This is a genomic window from Aminobacter niigataensis (assembly GCF_014200015.1).
GTDB classification, from domain to species: domain Bacteria; phylum Pseudomonadota; class Alphaproteobacteria; order Rhizobiales; family Rhizobiaceae; genus Aminobacter; species Aminobacter niigataensis.
On sequence record NZ_JACHOT010000002.1, the window covers coordinates 288,572 to 305,909 of the forward strand.

At 64.3% G+C, this 17,338-nt stretch carries 25 protein-coding genes; 15 read left to right on the forward strand and 10 right to left on the reverse strand.

What is annotated here, in order from left to right; translation table 11 throughout:
- Nucleotides 1-65: 65 nt before the first annotated feature.
- Nucleotides 66-437: a hypothetical protein gene (locus GGQ99_RS11195; RefSeq protein WP_343061713.1), complete on the reverse strand. Its 372-nt coding sequence runs from the start codon at nt 435-437 to the stop codon at nt 66-68.
- A gap of 103 nt (nt 438-540) precedes the next feature.
- A complete protein-coding gene (locus tag GGQ99_RS11200) occupies nt 541-996 on the reverse strand; it encodes a hypothetical protein (protein WP_183262593.1) in 456 nt (151 codons plus the stop codon).
- A 164-nt stretch (nt 997-1,160) separates the two neighbouring features.
- Between GGQ99_RS11200 and GGQ99_RS11205 the strand changes: the two genes are divergently transcribed.
- A complete protein-coding gene (locus GGQ99_RS11205) occupies nt 1,161-1,415 on the forward strand; it encodes a DUF982 domain-containing protein (RefSeq protein ID WP_108606607.1) in 255 nt (84 codons plus the stop codon).
- Between the two features lie 65 nt (nt 1,416-1,480).
- On the opposite strand, the gene GGQ99_RS11210 is transcribed toward GGQ99_RS11205, so the two are convergent.
- The 3 genes from GGQ99_RS11210 to GGQ99_RS11220 form a co-directional block, all read right to left on the reverse strand.
- Nucleotides 1,481-1,657 carry a hypothetical protein gene (locus GGQ99_RS11210; RefSeq protein ID WP_183262594.1) on the reverse strand — a complete coding sequence of 59 codons (177 nt, stop codon included), beginning with the start codon at nt 1,655-1,657 and terminating at the stop codon, nt 1,481-1,483.
- Between the two features lie 223 nt (nt 1,658-1,880).
- Nucleotides 1,881-2,057, reverse strand: a complete 177-nt coding sequence (locus GGQ99_RS11215; protein ID WP_183262595.1) for a hypothetical protein — start codon at nt 2,055-2,057, stop codon at nt 1,881-1,883.
- 99 nt (nt 2,058-2,156) lie between these two features.
- Nucleotides 2,157-2,303: a hypothetical protein gene (locus GGQ99_RS11220; RefSeq protein ID WP_108606606.1), complete on the reverse strand. Its 147-nt coding sequence runs from the start codon at nt 2,301-2,303 to the stop codon at nt 2,157-2,159.
- 255 nt (nt 2,304-2,558) lie between these two features.
- Between GGQ99_RS11220 and GGQ99_RS11225 the strand changes: the two genes are divergently transcribed.
- A complete protein-coding gene (locus GGQ99_RS11225; RefSeq protein ID WP_183262596.1) occupies nt 2,559-3,314 on the forward strand; it encodes a sulfite exporter TauE/SafE family protein in 756 nt (251 codons plus the stop codon).
- Here GGQ99_RS11225 and GGQ99_RS11230 read toward each other — a convergent pair.
- Nucleotides 3,311-3,466 carry a hypothetical protein gene (locus tag GGQ99_RS11230; protein WP_183262597.1) on the reverse strand — a complete coding sequence of 52 codons (156 nt, stop codon included), beginning with the start codon at nt 3,464-3,466 and terminating at the stop codon, nt 3,311-3,313. The genes GGQ99_RS11225 and GGQ99_RS11230 overlap by 4 nt on opposite strands.
- A 266-nt stretch (nt 3,467-3,732) precedes the next feature.
- Here GGQ99_RS11230 and GGQ99_RS11235 point away from each other — a divergent pair, with 266 nt between their 5' ends.
- The 3 genes from GGQ99_RS11235 to GGQ99_RS11245 all read left to right on the forward strand — a co-directional run bounded on the left by GGQ99_RS11235 (nt 3,733) and on the right by GGQ99_RS11245 (nt 8,179).
- Complete coding sequence (locus GGQ99_RS11235) at nt 3,733-5,640, forward strand: propionyl-CoA synthetase (RefSeq protein WP_183262598.1); 1,908 nt, start codon at nt 3,733-3,735, stop codon at nt 5,638-5,640.
- A 117-nt stretch (nt 5,641-5,757) separates the two neighbouring features.
- Nucleotides 5,758-6,228, forward strand: a complete 471-nt coding sequence (locus GGQ99_RS11240) for a nucleoside deaminase (protein ID WP_108606603.1) — start codon at nt 5,758-5,760, stop codon at nt 6,226-6,228.
- Nucleotides 6,229-6,526: 298 nt separating this feature from the next.
- On the forward strand, nt 6,527-8,179 hold the full coding sequence (locus GGQ99_RS11245; protein WP_183262599.1) for an alpha/beta hydrolase: 1,653 nt from the start codon (nt 6,527-6,529) through the stop codon (nt 8,177-8,179).
- 6 nt (nt 8,180-8,185) lie between these two features.
- Here the strand turns inward: GGQ99_RS11245 and ybaK are convergent, their stop codons facing one another.
- Nucleotides 8,186-8,659: a Cys-tRNA(Pro) deacylase gene (gene ybaK, locus GGQ99_RS11250; RefSeq protein ID WP_183262600.1), complete on the reverse strand. Its 474-nt coding sequence runs from the start codon at nt 8,657-8,659 to the stop codon at nt 8,186-8,188.
- Nucleotides 8,660-9,067: 408 nt separating this feature from the next.
- On the opposite strand from ybaK, the gene GGQ99_RS11255 reads away from it, so the two are divergent.
- From GGQ99_RS11255 to GGQ99_RS11280, 6 genes are all read left to right on the forward strand, one after another.
- Entirely contained in the window at nt 9,068-10,465 is a 1,398-nt protein-coding gene (locus tag GGQ99_RS11255; protein ID WP_183262601.1) for an MATE family efflux transporter, read from the forward strand.
- A 212-nt stretch (nt 10,466-10,677) separates the two neighbouring features.
- The gene (locus GGQ99_RS11260) at nt 10,678-11,001 is read left to right on the forward strand and encodes an ArsR/SmtB family transcription factor (protein WP_183262602.1); all 324 of its coding nucleotides are present in this window, start codon (nt 10,678-10,680) and stop codon (nt 10,999-11,001) included.
- Nucleotides 10,998-11,408 carry an SRPBCC family protein gene (locus tag GGQ99_RS11265; RefSeq protein ID WP_108606598.1) on the forward strand — a complete coding sequence of 137 codons (411 nt, stop codon included), beginning with the start codon at nt 10,998-11,000 and terminating at the stop codon, nt 11,406-11,408. Before GGQ99_RS11260 ends, GGQ99_RS11265 begins: the two co-directional genes overlap by 4 nt.
- A 44-nt stretch (nt 11,409-11,452) precedes the next feature.
- Nucleotides 11,453-11,680, forward strand: a complete 228-nt coding sequence (locus GGQ99_RS11270) for a hypothetical protein (protein ID WP_183262603.1) — start codon at nt 11,453-11,455, stop codon at nt 11,678-11,680.
- On the forward strand, nt 11,677-12,099 hold the full coding sequence (locus GGQ99_RS11275; protein ID WP_183262604.1) for a DUF1801 domain-containing protein: 423 nt from the start codon (nt 11,677-11,679) through the stop codon (nt 12,097-12,099). The genes GGQ99_RS11270 and GGQ99_RS11275 overlap by 4 nt, the downstream gene beginning before the upstream one ends.
- 35 nt (nt 12,100-12,134) lie before the next feature.
- Nucleotides 12,135-12,584, forward strand: a complete 450-nt coding sequence (locus tag GGQ99_RS11280; RefSeq protein ID WP_183262605.1) for a GNAT family N-acetyltransferase — start codon at nt 12,135-12,137, stop codon at nt 12,582-12,584.
- 64 nt (nt 12,585-12,648) lie between these two features.
- On the opposite strand, the gene GGQ99_RS11285 is transcribed toward GGQ99_RS11280, so the two are convergent.
- Nucleotides 12,649-13,122 (reverse strand): VOC family protein, encoded by a 474-nt coding sequence (locus tag GGQ99_RS11285; protein ID WP_343061727.1) that lies wholly within the window; start codon nt 13,120-13,122, stop codon nt 12,649-12,651.
- 245 nt (nt 13,123-13,367) lie between these two features.
- Between GGQ99_RS11285 and GGQ99_RS11290 the strand changes: the two genes are divergently transcribed.
- Entirely contained in the window at nt 13,368-14,018 is a 651-nt protein-coding gene (locus GGQ99_RS11290) for a glutathione S-transferase family protein (protein WP_183262607.1), read from the forward strand.
- A gap of 34 nt (nt 14,019-14,052) precedes the next feature.
- Here the strand turns inward: GGQ99_RS11290 and dmeF are convergent, their stop codons facing one another.
- Nucleotides 14,053-15,024, reverse strand: a complete 972-nt coding sequence (gene dmeF, locus GGQ99_RS11295) for a CDF family Co(II)/Ni(II) efflux transporter DmeF (RefSeq protein ID WP_183262608.1) — start codon at nt 15,022-15,024, stop codon at nt 14,053-14,055.
- The gene (locus GGQ99_RS11300; protein ID WP_108606593.1) at nt 15,021-15,293 is read right to left on the reverse strand and encodes a metal/formaldehyde-sensitive transcriptional repressor; all 273 of its coding nucleotides are present in this window, start codon (nt 15,291-15,293) and stop codon (nt 15,021-15,023) included. Before GGQ99_RS11300 ends, dmeF begins: the two co-directional genes overlap by 4 nt.
- A gap of 171 nt (nt 15,294-15,464) precedes the next feature.
- Here GGQ99_RS11300 and GGQ99_RS11305 point away from each other — a divergent pair, with 171 nt between their 5' ends.
- The 3 genes from GGQ99_RS11305 to GGQ99_RS11315 all read left to right on the forward strand — a co-directional run bounded on the left by GGQ99_RS11305 (nt 15,465) and on the right by GGQ99_RS11315 (nt 17,202).
- Complete coding sequence (locus tag GGQ99_RS11305; protein ID WP_183262609.1) at nt 15,465-16,250, forward strand: SDR family NAD(P)-dependent oxidoreductase; 786 nt, start codon at nt 15,465-15,467, stop codon at nt 16,248-16,250.
- A 140-nt stretch (nt 16,251-16,390) separates the two neighbouring features.
- Nucleotides 16,391-16,564, forward strand: coding sequence for a hypothetical protein (locus tag GGQ99_RS11310; protein ID WP_183262610.1), 174 nt, complete (start codon nt 16,391-16,393; stop codon nt 16,562-16,564).
- Between the two features lie 26 nt (nt 16,565-16,590).
- On the forward strand, nt 16,591-17,202 hold the full coding sequence (locus GGQ99_RS11315; protein WP_183262611.1) for a DJ-1/PfpI family protein: 612 nt from the start codon (nt 16,591-16,593) through the stop codon (nt 17,200-17,202).
- Nucleotides 17,203-17,338 lie beyond the last annotated feature (136 nt).

A 17,338-nucleotide genomic window follows, 5' to 3' on the forward strand; every position in this document is an offset into this window, starting at 1 on the left:
TCAGCAAATCATCGCAAGCGCGGCGTGTCGAGGGGCCGAAAGCGAACCCAGCGCCCCCAAAAACCTCAATCCTGATACGTATACGACGCGCACATGTCGTCGCTGCTCTCCGGTGGCTCGTCGCCGGTAAACACCGCAACAATCGTCAGGCCCTCGCCGCCGGCCCAGTTCGCAAGGTAGGTCACGTCGCCCGCGCCGCACAGCCGGTTGCCGTTCTCCAGTTCGGGGTCCGAGGGATCCTCGATGCTGTAGACCGACGCATTGACCCGCTCTCCGTCGACGACGAAATGGTCGCCCAGTAGGGCGGCGAACTTCAGGGATTCGCCATTGGCGAAGGTGATGCCGAAATCATCCATGGAAATGTCGCCGGTGATGCTCTCGGCGGTGGTGCTGAAAGCTTGGTAGCGGTCGCCCTCGGCAGATGCTGGAGCAGCCACGGCAGCCAAAAGCCCAAGAGCCGCAGGCAGTATCAGTTTGCTGTTCGTTCTTCCCTCTTGTGGCTCGGCGGTCTGCCGCGGCGCGCACGGATACGGCCCTGTCTCAATCCGAGCGTATCAATTCCGTCGCCACGCCAAGCGGCGCCCGCTCGCGCCAGAAATAGTGGAGCGCCGCCGTTAGGGCGATCACGTACTGTGCCCCCAGTATCGCCTGCGTCGTCGTGAATGGCAGCGAAAACCGACTCACCGTCGTCATGGTCAGCACGACCACGAACATCCAGAAGACGGCGCGCGGCCGGTAGGCGTCGAATGTCAGGTCACAGGCGAGCCGCGCCGCCCAGATACCGGCAACAGCGCCGAACACGGAGCCGACGAGTTGGATGACGTTGGGCCGGACACCGCCAAGCAGCCAGTCGATCGCGAAGGCAAAGGCATCGGCGGCCACGGCCAGCACCGCAACGGCAAGGAACGAGCCGAATACGTAGACCACCAGTGCCACCACCATGGCGCCCATCGTCTGTGGTCCGAACCAGACCTGTGCCGCACCGCCGGTGTCCATTGTATTTCCCGCCCGCCCGTTCGCGGCTATTTTCACAGTTGACGGAAGCTCGCGTTCCGTCAATCTGGCATGATCCAACAGCGCGGCAGCCGCAACAAGCAAGCCTGTGCATCCCCAGTTGTTACGTGCCTCGCTTCCCCCGCCGGTTTGGCGTATGAGCAGCCATGGAAAATATCAGATTTGAAACACCCGTCACCGTAAAGAGCGATCCGGCCGGCACCCCGCTCATCCTCCGCACAGCCAAGGAGGCGTCGGCCTTCCTGCTCAACAACTGGCCCGGCAAGCGCGGCCCCAAGCACCGCGCCGCCCTTCAGGCATGCTCGGATGCACTGTCGGGCGAAAGGCCGGTCATGGCCGCGCGGCGTGCTTTCATCGCAGCCGTGCGCGACGCCAACGTCCTGATCAGCGACAAGGACTGATCGCCGGCGCGTCAGCCGTAAGCAAGCTCATCGCTCTCGATGCCGGTTCAGGGTGTTCCCAAACCTCAGTCCGGCTTCAAACCCACCGAAAGTTCGGTTTCCGCTTCAGAGGTCGTTTCGGCCTCTGTCCCGGACTTGCGCTCCTTGGCTTCGGCCTTGGCCGCAAGCTTCGCGGCCTGCTTCTCGGCCTTGGCGCGATCACGGTCCCTACGTTCCTGATTGTAGTTGGTCGGTCTGGCCATGAGTATCCTTTCTTGGTCATGCCTGCCTGGAGCATGATCCCGAACCGAAGCTCCGCCTACGGGAAACCGACTCGGAAAAAGACCATGCCCACACAACAGGCTAGAGCCTGTTCCATCCCGATCTCGGGGATGGAAAGGCTCTAGGGCGATACGCCCCGGAACACAACCTGCCTGTCGCCGCACGCGCCTGACGGCATCGGGTCGGGGATACCCAGACGATCGTTCATCGCGGTCCCCCGGCAATCTGCTCGTGTATTGCTTGAAAGCACGTATCCAGGTCGCGATGCAGGCGTTCGCTGGCCGCGCTGCCGGTCACATCCTCCAAAACCCCGTCACGGGCTTCGTCGGCCGGCTTTCCGTGGAAGGCCGCAGCAAGCAGGTTTTGCAGTAGCTCGAACATCGCAGCTTCCAGGTTTGTCTCGCCATGAAACAACACATGAAGCGGCGGAGCGTTCCATCGGGCCAGCTCGCGTCCCGGCACGGCCCGGCGGGACAGCGCCTAGTTTTCCTGGACCGAAATGCCCGTTTCGTCGATGCGCAGCTCGACGCCCTTGGGCTTGGTCTCTTCGCGGAAGATGTAGACGCCAAGCGCAATCACGGCCACGGCCAGGGCGCCGATGATGAGGTAGAGAGTGTTCTGCTTCATTGGGCCGTCGTACCGGCATGCAGCCGGCAAGTCCAGCAGATCGGGCACGCCGATCCGGGCCGCGTCCCATTCCGGCACAGATCCGGCTGGCACGCCGCGTGCATGGCATGGCTAGCCGGCGATGGCCGGAGCCTGATTTGTTTCAAATCAGGTAAGGCCCGCTGGGGTTGGGATGGGGTTTTGCCCCGGCGGGCCCCCCATCGCTGTCGCATCGGCTCTTGCCCGCACCCATGGTGACGATGCATCCTCGCCGCCATGCCGGAGCCATATCTGCTCTTCACCGTCGTCGGTGCCGTCTTCGTCCTTGCCGGGCTGGTCAAGGGTGTCGTCGGCCTCGGACTGCCGACCGTTGCGATGGGGCTGCTCGGGCTGGTGATGCTGCCGGCCGAGGCGGCGGCCATCCTGCTCTTGCCCTCCTTCGTCACCAATGTCTGGCAGTTGCTGGCCGGTCCCGATATCTCTGCCTTGCTGCGCCGCCTCTGGCCGATGATGCTTGCCGTCTTCGCTGCCACCCTGGCCTCCACCGGCCTCATCACCAGCAACTACACCGCCATCGTCACAGCGGGGCTCGGCCTGGTGTTGCTCGCCTATGCCGCCCTCGGCCTGCTCAGGCTGCGCATGGCAGTCCCCAGTTGGGCCGAGCCGTGGGCAGGCCCGGTCGTCGGTGCGGCGACCGGGGTGATGACCGGCGCCACCGGTGTCTTTGTCATTCCGGCCGTGCCCTATCTCGGCGGGCTCGGCCTTGGCCGCGACGATCTCGTGCAGGCCCTGGGCCTGTCGTTCACGGTCTCGACGATCGCCCTCGGCATCGGCCTGTGGTGGAACGATGCCGTGCCGCTCCAGTCGGTCGGCACATCCGCATACGCCATCGTTCCGGCACTGGCTGGCATGTGGCTGGGTGGCTGGCTGCGCGGCCGCGTCAAGCCGGAAACCTTCAGGCGCTGGTTCTTTGCCGGACTCGCCCTGCTCGGCGCGCACATTTCATGGCAGGGCCTTGCCCCGGCTTTCTAGTGTCCGAGCAGCGCCGTAATCGAGATCGCGGCCAGCGCCAGCACGGCCAGCTTCCAGAAATCGCGGCGCTGCCTCAGTCCCGGCAGGCCAAGCGGCTTGAGGATCTGGATGGCCATGATGGCCAGGATGATGAGCGAAAGCGCCTTCGACATGCAGCCTTTGATCAACTTCGCGCGCCCCTGTCAAAGTGCAGCCGGCAATCTGCTATCCTTGCCGCCATGCAACCGAGCCCGCGCCAAAGGACGCACTACACCGGGCGAATACCCGAAGTGCGCAAAACCACATCGGAATATCGGTCGAAATGGGGTTTGCTGGCCGGCACTTAAACCAAGGTCAAATGGACGCCCCGTCGGCAACGCAGGTACAAGGCTAGCCAACGAGACGCCCTGAAGGGCCGACATCCTGGGAAGGAGACGCCATGCCATCTCGCTATCACGAGGTCTATGACGGTTGGGTCAGCAACCCCGAGGCGTTCTGGGCCGAGGCTGCAGGCGCCATCGACTGGTTCAAGCCCTGGGACAAGGTCTTCGATGCCGAGGGCGGCGTCTACGGCCAGTGGTTCTCCGGCGCCGAGTGCAATACCTGCTGGAATGCGCTCGACCGCCATGTCCAGGGCGGCCGCGCCGAGCAGGTGGCCCTGATCCACGACAGCCCGATCACCGGCACCCAGAAGAAGTTCACCTATGCCGGCGTTCTCGCCGAGGTTAACGCGCTGGCAGCCGTGCTCGCCGACCAGGGCGTCGGCAAGGGCGACCGCGTCATCATCTACATGCCGATGGTCGCCGAAGCCGCCTTCGCCATGCTCGCCTGCGCCCGCCTGGGCGCCATCCATTCGGTGGTGTTCGGCGGCTTTGCCGCGAAGGAACTCGCCACCCGCATCGACGACGCCACGCCGAAGCTGATTATCTCCGCCTCCTGCGGCATCGAGCCGGGCCGCGTCATCGCCTATAAGCCGCTGCTCGACGGCGCCATCGAAATCGCCACCCACAAGCCGGAGCACTGCATCGTCCTGCAACGGCCGCAGCTGACCTGCGACCTCATCCCCGGCCGCGACCTCGACTACACCGAGGCCGTCGGCGCGGCGAAGGCCGCCGGCCGCAAGGTCGAATGCGTGCCGGTTCTCGCTACCGATCCGCTCTACGTGCTCTACACCTCCGGCACCACGGGCCAGCCCAAGGGCGTCGTCCGCGACAATGGCGGCCACATGGTCGCGCTCACATGGACGATGGAAAACGAATTCGGCGTCAAGCCGGGCGAGGTGTTCTGGGCCGCCTCCGACGTCGGCTGGGTCGTCGGCCACTCCTACATCGTCTATGCCCCGCTGCTGCACGGCGCCACCACCATCCTGTTCGAGGGCAAGCCGGTCGGCACGCCCGACGCCGGCACGTTCTGGCGTGTCATTTCGGAACACGGGGTCGTCGCCCTGTTCACCGCGCCAACCGCCTTCCGCGCCATCAAGAAGGAAGACCCGCAAGGCACCTTCGTGCCGCAATACGACCTGTCGAAATTCCGCACTCTGTTCCTCGCCGGCGAGCGCGCCGACCCCGAAACCATCAAATGGGCCGAGCTGAAACTCGGCGTGCCGGTCATCGACCATTGGTGGCAAACCGAGACCGGCCACCCGATCAGCCAGAACCCCGTCGGGCTCGGCCTGCTGCCGGTCAAGTACGGCTCGCCCTGCGTGCCGATGCCGGGCTACGACGTGCGCGTGCTCGACGATGCCGGCCATGAGGTCGGACGCGGCACGCTCGGCAATGTCGTGGTCAAGCTGCCCCTGCCGCCCGGCTGCCTGCCGACGCTGTGGCATGCCGACGAGCGCTTCTTCACCGCCTACCTCGCCGAGTTCCCCGGCTACTACAAGACGGCCGATGCCGGCTTCGTCGACGATGACGGCTACCTCTTCATCATGGCCCGCACCGACGACATCATCAACGTCGCCGGCCACCGCCTGTCGACCGGCGGCATGGAGGAGGTCGTGGCCGAACACCCCGACGTCGCCGAATGCGCCGTCATCGGCATCGCCGATGCCATGAAGGGCCAGATCCCTTGCGGCTTCATCGTGCTCAATTCCGGCGTTGCCCGCGACACCGGCGCCATCGAGAAGGAGGTCGTCGGCCTGGTCCGCAACCGCATCGGCCCGGTCGCCGCCTTCAAGACGGTCGTCACCATCAAGCGCCTGCCCAAGACCCGCTCCGGCAAGATCCTGCGCGGCACCATGCAGAAGATCGCCGACCGCGAGGACTGGAAGATGCCTGCTACCATCGACGATCCCGCCATCCTCGACGAAATCACGGAAGCGCTCAAGGCGAGGGGCATCGGCGTCTAGCAGGCGTTCAAAAGGCGCTCGCCGCAAGGCGGTGAGCGATCCATCGGCTCCGACGAGATTCGGAGGGGTGACAGTGCGCGGCGACGGGTCAACAATGGGCATGCCAGGGAGGCAGCCATGAGGAGCGACACCGAATATCTACGTCTCGCCGTCGAGATCGCCACCGAGAGCCGGGCAAGCGGCAATCATCCCTTCGGGGCGCTCCTGGTCGGGCCGGAGGGCGACGTGCTCATTTCATCGGGCAACACCTACGCGCAGGATCGCGGCGTTGGCCACGCAGAGGCAAACGTGGCCCGCGCGGCCGCGCAGCAATACGACCCGACCTTTCTTGAGCGATGCACGATGGTAACCTCGGTCGAGCCGTGCTGCATGTGCGCCGGGGCCTGTTACTGGGCTGGCATCGGCACCGTGGTCTACGGACTCAGCGAAAGGCGGTTGGCCGAGCTGACTGGGGACAACCCGGAGAATCTGACCCTCGATCTGAGCTGTCACCAGGTGTTCGCCGCCGGTCGGCGCCATGTAGCGATCCGTGGCCCAATCCCTGAACTCGAAGAAGAGATCGTAAACGATCACAAGGATTTCTGGTGACGGAACCCATCGTGGTGACGTGACGGGTGTCGATGAGAGGACGTAGCCTCTGCCGCGCCATTGGTTCCGCTTCTTCGTGCTTCGGCAAGCGGCGCCGGTTCCGGATGCCTTGCTCACAGGAGCGACACGTCAGTAGCCCACTTGATGAGTCGTGAGCTTGCCGAACGATCCACCCACCAGCGCGCTTGGCGCTGGATGCAGCCGGCCCAACCCTCCCCACAGATTTGGACGCTGTGCCATTGCCTGCACGCCGGGCTCGGGGCAAGTTGCCCCCGGAATGGCATGAGGGGCACTGAAGATGCTGCGGAACTGGGTCGTCAGGTACTGGTATTCGTTTTCGACCACCGGTCTGCTGTTGGGAACGCTGTTCTTCGCCGCGTCGCTGACCCCGACGCTGATCCCGCGCAACTACCTGACCCAGGGCGTGCTGTCGGGCCTTTCCGCCGCCGTCGGCTATGGCTGCGGCTTCTTCCTGCGCTGGCTGTGGCGCTACCTCGAACTGCCCGAACTCAAGGCGCGCATCCTGATCGGCGGCAAGCTTGTCGCCGCCGTCGCCTGCGGCATCGTCGGCCTGGTGTTCCTGTGGCGCGCCTCGGAATGGCAGAATTCGATTCGCAGCCTGATGAAGCTCGCCCCGGTCGACACCGCCCACCCGCTCGAAGTCGGCGCCATCGCGCTCGTCACCTTCATCGTGCTCGTGGCGCTTGGCCGGCTGTTCAAGCTGACGCTGATCTTCGTCTCCGAAAAGCTGCGCCGCTTCGTGCCGACGCGTGTGTCCTACGTCATCGGCACCACCATTGCGGTGCTTCTGTTCTGGTCGGCGGCCGACGGCATCATCTTCCGCTACGGCCTGCGCGTGATGGACAGCTCGTTCCAGCGCCTCGACGCCCTGATGCCGCCGGAGACGCAGCAGCCGACCGAGCCCGGCAAGACCGGCAGCGCCGCATCCCTGGTCCGCTGGCAGGATCTCGGCCGCATGGGCCGCTCCTACATCGCCACCGGCCCGAGCGCCGCAGACATCGGCAATCTCACCGGCAAGCCGGCCATGGCGCCGGTCCGCGTCTATGTCGGGCTTCAATCGGGCAGCACGCCGCAACAGCGCGCCAGGCTCGCGCTGGAGGAGCTCAAGCGCGCCGGCGGCTTCGAACGCTCGACGCTCGTCATCGTCACGCCCACCGGCACCGGCTGGGTCGACGAACAGGCCATCGACCCCATCGAGTTCCTGCACAATGGTGACGTCGCCAGCGTCGCCACGCAATATTCCTACCTCGCCAGCTGGCTGTCGCTGCTGGTCGAGCCCGGCTACGGCGCCGACCAGTCGCGCGCTTTGTTCTCCGAGGTCTACGGCCACTGGCGCACGCTGCCCAAGGAAACACGGCCGAAGCTCTACCTGTTCGGCCTCAGCCTCGGCGCCTTGAGCACCGAGCTTTCCAACGAGCTGTTCGAGGTCCTTGGCGATCCCTATCAGGGCGCCCTGCTCAGCGGCCCGCCTTTCGCCAGCCGCATCTGGCGCTCGATCACCGACGACCGCAATCCCGGCACGCCAGAATGGCTGCCCGCGTTCCGCGACGGCTCCTATGTCCGCTTCACCGCGCAGAACAACGCGCTCGACATTCCGGGCGCCACATGGGGCCCGCTGCGCCTAGTCTACCTACAATACGCCTCGGACCCGATCGTCTTTTACGAGCCCCGTTCGCTCTACCGCGAGCCGGACTGGATGAAGACCCCGCGCGGGCCCGACGTTTCGCCCGAGCTGCGCTGGTATCCTGTCGTCACCTTCCTGCAGCTGACGCTCGACATCGCCATGGCCACCACCGCACCTATCGGCCATGGCCACGTCTATGCCGCCGAGCACTACATCGATGCCTGGATGCAGGTCGCCGACATCAAGGACTGGGCGCCTGGCGACATCGCCAAACTGAAGCAGCATTTCATCGACGCCCGCAAATGACGCGGGTCAGCGGATGAGGTCGGCCGCCTTGGCGCCGAGTGCTAAGATCAGGTCGTCGGGACGCATGCGGATCTGCAGGCCCCTCTGGCCGCCATTGAGGTAGATCTCGTCCTCCAGCGTCGCCATCTCCTCGACGGCCGTCGGCACCTGCTTGCGCTGGCCGAAGGGACTGATGCCGCCGACCTTGTAGCCGGTCAGCCGCTCGGCATCGATCGGCTTCATCATGTGCGCCGCCTTGCCCCCGAAGGCGGCGGCGACCTTCTTCATGTTGACCTCCTGGTCCGAGGGCACCACCACGCAGGCCGGCTTGCCGTCGACCTCGACCATCAGCGTCTTGAGCACGACGCCAGGCGCAACCCCCATCGCCTCGGCCGCCTGCAGCCCGACGCGTTCGGCACCGGAATCGTAGTCGTAGGTGGCAACGGCGAACGGGATGCCCGACTTGGTCAGCGCGAGCGTGGCGGGAGTGGTCTTCGACATGCCCCGTTGTGCAACAGCGCCCCGGCATTTCGCAAGAGCGCGGTTGCGGCAATGGCAGAGGCGGGGTGGAAAGCTGACGGTCCGCTTTTGGGTCCACGGGCGGCAAAGAAGGACCTAATCCGATGCCGCGAGCCGCACATTGCGCCGCGCAATAGACGGCTCCACCGAACCTTAACCAGTGTCCGCCAAATATGCACAAGCTCAATTTATGCTCCTTGACAGTAAAACGACCCGAAAATAGACACGCATCCAGGTCCACAGGGTGACCTGCCGCTCGCATGGCGTTTTCGCCAGTGGTTAAGCCCCTGCATTAGACAAGCTGATCGCCATTTCCCCCTGGGGCAGTTGGAGCGATGGCAATGCGAGCCCCATCAAAATCATCCTACTTGCCCATGACGGGAGTTTTTGATGAGCGACCAATCGTCGTTGGCGGCTGAGCCGAAAAATTCATTCTTGCGTGGATCGATCCGATCCGTATTCATTCGAACCTGCCTGCCAATCATCGTCGTGACGACGATTAGTGGCCTGCTGACCGTGGTCGATGCCATGTTACTAGGCGCATTCGTGGGGGCTGATGCCCTGAGCGCGGTGACGTTGGTGTTTCCAATCTCGATGTTGTTGGTGGCTGTCTCGACTATGGTCGGCATCGGCATGGCCAGCATATTGGGTCGCCGACTAGGTGCCCAAGACATGGATGGGGCAATCAATACCTTTGCTTCCGCACAGGGGCTTGCCGTTGCTGTCGCTGCCTTGGCAATGCTGACTTTTTTTGGACTGGGTGTCCATATTGTCAGTTTGGTTGCGGGCGGTAACGTCCACCTCGGTGAGATGGGGTGGACCTTCCTTGCCATTTCATTTTCTACCGCACCGGCAGGGTTTCTACTCTCTGTGCACGCCGACGCGCTGCGCATGGAGGGTCGGGTTGGCTTCATGGCTATGGCAGGCGTGTTGGTGACACTGGCCAATATCGGGTTCAACGGATTGCTGATCGGAGTGTTTGATTTTGGAGTAGCTGGGTCAGCCTGGGGTACGGCCCTGGCGCAGGTATTGGGGCTGGGTATCGTGGTCGTCTATCGCATGAGCAGCAGGGCAGTTCTGCCGATGGTCGGTTTGAGATACGACCGTGAATGGCGAGAAATGCTGACTCTTGGCGCACCGCGCAGCCTCAATTTCATCGGTATTTCGCTCAGCTCGGCGGCGGTGCTGTACGCCCTGCAACGGCTGGAGCTCCCGCAGTCCGACATGACTATCGCAGCGTATGGGGTGGTGATGCGCTTGATGACATTTGCCTTCCTGCCGCTGATGGGTATGAGCCTGGCCCTGCAGGCAATTGTCGGCAATACGGTAGGTGCTGGACAGGATGAACGGACAAAGCAGACGCTTTACTTTTCGCTTGGCGTGAGCGTCGTTTATGGCCTGCTAGTGCAACTGCTGCTGCTTGGTGGACGCGACTGGCTGGGCGGACTTTTTGTGCCCGATGCCCTTGTTAGGCTGGAGGTGGCACGCATTGTTCCGCTGTACCTTGCAGCGTATTTCGCTTTCGGCCCGGTAATGATGGCCGCCAGTTATGCGCAAGCTATAGGCAGGGCGCGGGAAGCCGCCATCCTCTCGCTGGGGCGGGCATATCTGTTCGCAATTCCGCTGACCTTTGCCTTGCCCTACATTTGGGGTGAGACCGGTGTATGGATCGCCGCTCCAATGGCCGATATCTTGATGCTGACGCTCAGCGTGTTGGTCTGGTGGCGTGCCGGCATTTATACTTCGCGAAAGGCCGGCCACTTAGGATCAAACTCGCTCACGCCATAATGTGGGGTTATGCGCCGCATTGCCTGATGGACTACTATTGCTGACCACGCCGACGACTTGCGACGAAAGGCAGCTTTAGGGATTTTGCAATCTACTTACGAATGACCAACATGAGGTCGAGAGCCGGCGCCATCAGTCCTGACATCACCGCCCATTGACTAACTCATACCCGATTGACTATGAATAACTCATAGCCAATCGGGTATGAGTTAATGTCTGAGCCTCAGGACGCGATCTTCCGCGCGCTGTCCGATCCCACCCGTCGCGGGCTCTTCGAGCGTCTCTGCCGCAACGGCGACACGACGGTCGTAGGCCTGCTCGGCGAGGCCGGCGTCTCGCAGCCCGTGGTCTCCAAGCACCTGAAGATCCTTAAGGCTGCAGGGCTCGTGCGCGACCGGCACGAAGGCCGCTACACTTACTACAGTGCTGAGCGCGACGCGCTGAGGACGCTGGTCGACTGGACGACCGAGATGACCGGATTCTGGCACGACCGCTTCGACGATCTCGACAACCTGCTCAAGAGGATGGACCAATGACAGAAACGATGGAAACGACGCGCTCGGTCGTGGTCGAGCGCGATTTTCCCTATCCGCCGGAAAAGCTCTGGCGCGCCCTCACCCAGCCGCATCTCATCGCAGAATGGCTGATGAACAACGACTTCACTCCCGAAGCCGGCCGTCGCTTCACCCTGTCCGCCGACTGGGGACAGGTCGATTGCGAGGTCGAGACGGTCGAGCCGAACCGCGCGCTGTCCTACCGCTGGGATACCAAGGACCTGCGCAGCATCGTCACCTGGACGCTCGCCCCCACCGCCACCGGCACCAGCCTGCGCATGGAGCAGCGCGGCTTCACCACCGCCCAGAAGTCCTATTTCCAGGGCGCAACTGTCGGCTGGCCGCGCTTCATCGCCCAGTTGGGCGACGTCGTCTCGAAGCTGGACTGACCATCGCCTCGCCGGCACCGTCAATCGAAATCCGGGAGCTTGCCATGAACTCTGTGATCCGCACCGTCCATCGCTGGACCTCGCTCGTCTTCAGCCTGGCCGTCGCATCGATCTTCGCCGGCATGGCCATCACCACCCTGCCCGAGTGGTTCTACTATCTGCCCCTGCCGCCGCTCTTCGTACTGATCCCGACCGGCATCTACATGTTCTTCCTGCCCTATCTCGGCGGCCAGCGAAACGCCGTGCCTGCATCGAAGGGCAGCGCCTTATGACCGCAAAGGAACCCGCCCAAGTAAAGCTCCTGTCCGGCGGCAATCCGCAGATCGCCAAGGGTTATGGCGACGCCGTCGTCCAGTCCTACATCGAAGCCATGCCCGGCTGGAAGCAGGACGTCGGCCGCCGTCTCGACACTCTGATCACCGAGGCGGTCCCCGGCGTGGTCAAGGCGGTGAAATGGAACTCACCCTTCTACGGCACGGCGAAGGATCTCTGGTTCCTCGGCTTTCACTGCCTCACCAGATACGTCAAGGTCGCGTTCTTCAAGGGCGCACACCTCTCGCCGCTCCCACCCGGTACGTCGAAGCAGGCGAATGTGCGCTATCTCGACATCTACGAGGGCCGCCCGTTCGACGAGGCGCAGCTCTCCGACTGGGTCAGGCAGGCCAGCGCCCTGCCCGGCGAGAAGATGTGAGGCGCACTGTCCTGAGCGAGCACGCGGGAACTGCAATGACCGTCAACATCCGGCCAGCCCGCGCTGAGGAAAGGGATACCCTCGGCGCGCTCAAGCTGCGGTCTTCGCTGGCCTGGGGAGATCATGTCGAGGAACTGCAGGCGCTGCCGGAGGCGAGAGAGGTCCCGGCCGCACACCTGCCGCATGTCGTGGTCGCCGAGATCGCCGGGGAGATCGTCGGCTTCGTGACGGTCCTCCCTGACGACGTAGCCACTCTGGCCGAACTGGAAGATCTCTTCATCGCGCCGGAGGCATGGCGAAAAGGCATCGGCAGCATGCTCCTCGCCGAAGCCGAACGCCGCGCCGCAGCACTCGGCGCACGGTCGCTACGTGTCGTGGCCGGCGCGCGGGCTCGCCCGTTCTACGAGGCTTCCGGCTTCCGGTTCGCCGGAACCGTTGCGACGTATCTGGCGCCCGCTGTCCAGCTGCGAAAGGATCTTGCCTAGGTTTGCAATCGGTGCCGGACAGGCTCGCCCTACTGGCGATGTGGCTACAAAGCCCGGCGGCACCTCACCCGCGCCGCGCCGCCTCGATCGCCGCGACGTCGATCTTCCTCATGTCCATCATTGCCGCAAACGCCCGTTTTGCCTCGGCGCCGCCGGCAGCCATCGCATCGGTCAGCACGCGCGGCGTGATCTGCCAGTTGACGCCCCACTTGTCCTTGCACCAGCCGCAGGCGCTCTCCTGCCCGCCATTGCCGACGATGGCGTTCCAGTAGCGATCGGTCTCCTCCTGGTCGTCGGTGGCGATCTGGAACGAGAAGGCCTCGTTGTGCTTGAACACCGGCCCGCCGTTGAGGCCGATGCAGGGAACGCCGGCGACGGTGAAATCGACCGTCAGCACGTCGCCCTCCTTGCCCGAGGGATAGTCGCCCGGCGCGCGGTGGACGGCATGTACTGCGCTGTCGGGAAAGACCGTTACGTAAAAGCGGGCCGCATCCTCGGCGTCCTTGTCGTACCACAGGCAGATCGTGTTCTTGGCGATGGCCATTGCGCGTTCCTTTCGCTTGGGAGCCAATTAACCCGCCCGCACCCTTTCGACATAGGGGGGCAACGGCCTTTGTCCACCCCCGGAAGCCGTGGCCGAAAAGACCGGGCAACTTGTCGGGAGCCGCCCCGGTCATTCGTCCTCTGTAGGCAAAGCGCAAGGACTGGATATCTGGCCATGAGAAAGAGCCACAATCACGCACATCGTTCTTGGCACCATCATGCAAACACGGGAGCCTTTCGATGACCCCCACCATCACGGCATTTGAACGCTCGCCCGACCGCGGCAAGGGACAGGCACGTGACATGCGTGTTCGTTGGGCGCTCGAGGAAGTAGGCCAGCCCTACGACGTCCGTCTTGTCTCGTTCAGCGAGATGAAGCAGCCCGCCCATCGTGCGCTACAACCGTTCGGTCAGATTCCGACCTACGAGGAAGGCGATCTCGCCTTGTTCGAGTCAGGCGCGATCGTGTTCCATATCGCGGAGCGTTATGCCAGCCTGCTGCCCGAGGATGCCAATGCGCGTGCGCGCGCCATCACATGGATGTTTGCCGCGCTCAGTACGATCGAGCCGCCGATCCTCGAACGGGAAAGCACAGGGTACCTGGAACGAGACAAGACCTGGTACGCGGAGCGCTTGCTCATGCTTGAGGATCGCATCCGCAACCGGCTGGGCGACCTTTCCCGTCGCCTGGGCAAAGCCGACTGGCTCGACGGCGCGTTTAGCGCCGGCGACCTCGTGATGGTGGGCGTGCTGCGCAGGTTGAACGGATCGGGCCTGCTCGAGGAGTTTCCGAACCTCGCCGCCTATGTCGCCCGCGGCGAAGCGCGGCCGGCCTTCAAGCGTGCCTTCGATGCCCAATTGGCGGTTTTCACCGCCGCATCGTCAGGCTGATCGAGGCTGCTCCGGGGGCCCTATCACCCGCGTCCTACGCCGGCTGCACCTCGATCGTCACATGCGACAGGTCGTGGATGTGGGCGAGCTTCGACTTGTAGCTCTCGGGCGTCGCCGGCGCGCTCGATTTCAGCGCCACGATCGCCGCGTGATGGCCGGGCCCCACCTGCCAGACATGCAGGTCGGTGATCACATCCCTGTCGGTCTCCACCGCCTCGCGGATCTCATCGGGCAGGTCCTCACCCGAGGGCACGTAGTCGACCAGCACGCGCCCGGCATCGCGGATCAGCGTCCATGACCAGCGCGCGATGACCACCGCGCCGACGATGCCCATGGCCGGGTCGATCCATTGCAGCCCGTAGATCGCCCCCATCACCAGCGCGAAGATGGCGAGCACCGAGGTCAGCGCATCGGCCAGCACGTGCACATAGGCGGCGCGCAGGTTGTTGTCGTGCCCATGGCCATGTCCATGAGCGTGGTCGTGGTCGTGGCCATGCCCGTGATGGCCGCCATCATGCAGCAGCCAGGCGCTGGCGAGGTTCACGGCCAGCCCGACCACCGCGATGATCGCCGCCTCGCGAAAACTGATCGCCACCGGGTTCATCAGCCTGGCCACGCTCTCCCAGCCTATGTAGATCGCCACGATCGCCAGGATCACGGCACTTGCGAAGGCGGCAAGGTCGCCCACCTTGCCGGTGCCAAAGGTGAAGCGCGGGTTGTGCGCCTGCCGCCGCGCGAACACATAGGCAAGAGCCGCGATCAGCATCGCCGCTGCATGGGTCGACATGTGCCAGCCGTCGGCCACCAGCGCCATCGAGCCGTAGATCGTGCCGGCGACGATCTCGATCACCATCATGGCAGTCGTCAGCGCGATCACCAGCATCGTCCGCCGCGCGTTGCGGTCGTGGCGCTCGCCCAGGAAGACATGGCTGTGCGCCGGCTCGAACGGTTGGTCATGGTGATGGTCATGCCCGTGATGGTGGCCGTGCGGATGGTCGTGGCTCATTTCAGATAGGTCCTGATGACGTCGATCAACTCTTCGCCGCCGCGCTGGCGCTCTGTAGCATCGGCGGGGGCGAGCACGTGGTCGCGGATGTGGTCTTCCATCAGCTCGGCGGTCAGCCCGCCGACGGCGCCGCGTACCGAGGCGACCAGTTGCAGAACGTCGGCGCAGCCGAGCTCGGCCTCCAGCGCCCGCTCCACCGCCTCGACCTGGCCCTTGATGCGCCGCACCCGCGCAAGCAGCTTGGCCTTTTCCTTGATGACATGCGACATCGCACCCTCGTTATAATATAGGGGGGTATCCTATGTTTCCCCGCACTGATTGGCAATCCCCGGGATCGCTGGTTCCGCCACTGCACGCGAGCCGCCCGTTGACCGCGCCCGCCCTTCCCGCCACTGTCCGCCACTGGAATCGCCTCGCGGCAACAGTGACAGGAGCGGAACATGAGGCTCGACGGCAAGACGGCAATCGTCACGGGCGGCGCCAAGGGCATCGGTTATGCCGTTGCCGAGCGCCTGCTCAGCGAAGGCGCGCGCGTCGTCATCGCCGACATCGACCAGGAACAGGGCGACGCAGCCGAGCGCGACCTCGCCAAGCTCGGCAAGGCGCGTTTCGTCCGCGCCGATGTCGGCAAGCGCCTCGACGTGCACAATCTGGTGGCCTCTACGATCGACGCATTCGGCGACGTCGACGTTCTGGTCAACAATGCCGGCATCGATCACCAGGCCGATTTCCTCGACCTCACCGAGGACGATTTCGACCGCGTGCTCAGGGTCAACCTCAAGGGTGCCTTCCTCGCCGGCCAGGCTGTGGCCCGGATCATGGTCGAAAGGGTCACGGCCGGTGGTGCGCCGGGCTCGATCGTCAACATGTCGTCAGTCAATGCCGTGGTCGCGATCGCCGACCAAGTACCCTATGCCGTGTCCAAGGGCGGCATCGCCCAGCTCACCTCCGTCATGGCGCTGGGCCTTGCGCCCTACGGCATCCGCGTCAACGCCATCGGCCCCGGCTCGATCTCGACCGACATGCTGGCGCGCGTAAACGCCGACCCGGCAGCCATGGCGCGCGTCCTGTCACGCACGCCGCTCGGCCGCATCGGCGAGCCCGGGGAGATCGCCGCGATCGCCGCTTTCCTGGCTTCCGACGACGCCAGCTACATCACCGGCCAGACCATTTTTGCCGATGGCGGGCGACTCGCGCTCAACTACACGGTGCCTGCCAAGAGCTGACCGAGGGCGGCAGGCGGGCTTGTTGGAATGCAGAGTGAGACAGGCCTGAACTGAATCTCGATACGCCGACCGGCTCCTGACAGAGGGCTGTCAGGAGGGCTGTGCGATACTCCTCCCGTAAAAGAATTGGAGGATCAGTCATGAGCTCGTTCACCCCCGACATCTTCCGCGCGGTCAGGCATTATGCCGGCAAGATCAGGACCATCCACAACGAGATCCGCACCGAGCGCTTCCTGAATTCGCTCCCCGCCGATCTTCGCAAGGACATCGGCTGGCCCGACCGCTTCGGCTCGCGCCGGGCCGACAGCAACTGACAGGGCTGGCAGGAAAGGACGCACCAATGACCGCCTCGAAAACCATCGGCGTTCTCTTCATCGAGGGCTACGCAGACTGGGAATACGGCATGCTTGCCGCCTCGGCGGTCGAGTGGTTCGGCGCACGCGCCATTGCGATTTCGCCGCACGCATCGCCGCTGACCTCCATCGCGGGCTTCCGCCTCGATGCCGCACGCGGTGCCAATCCGGCGGAAAACCAGGATCTCGATGCGGTTGCGGTCATCGGCTCCGACGGCTGGGCGGCGAAGGATGCACCAGACGTTTCGCCGCTGCTCAAGGCGGTGGCCGCGCGCGGCGGCGTGGTCGGCGGCATCTGCGCCGGCACGCTTGCGCTCGCCCGTGCCGGCCTCTTCGAAGACGTCGGCCACACCAGCAACGGCCGCGACTGGATCCTCGGCCATGAGCCCGCTTATGCCGGCGCTGCGAACTATCGCGACGTGCCGCATGCGGTTGCCGACAACAACATCGTCTCGGCGCCGGGATCGGCGCCGGGGACCTTCGCTGCGGCCTTCCTTGAGACGCTCTATCCCGAGCAGGCCGGCCAGATCGGCGAGATGCGCGTCATGTTCGCGCGCGAGCATGCCGTGGTCACGCGCGAACATGGTGACGGCTCCTGACAATACGCTGTCAGGAGGCCTGTGCGATGATAGAGTGAAGAGGTTCGCGTTCCGAGGTGCTTGGCTTTGCTCGGTGCCGAGTACGAGATGGCACGCCGGACCGGCTTTTTGACCACGCGCATTGTCATCGACGCCA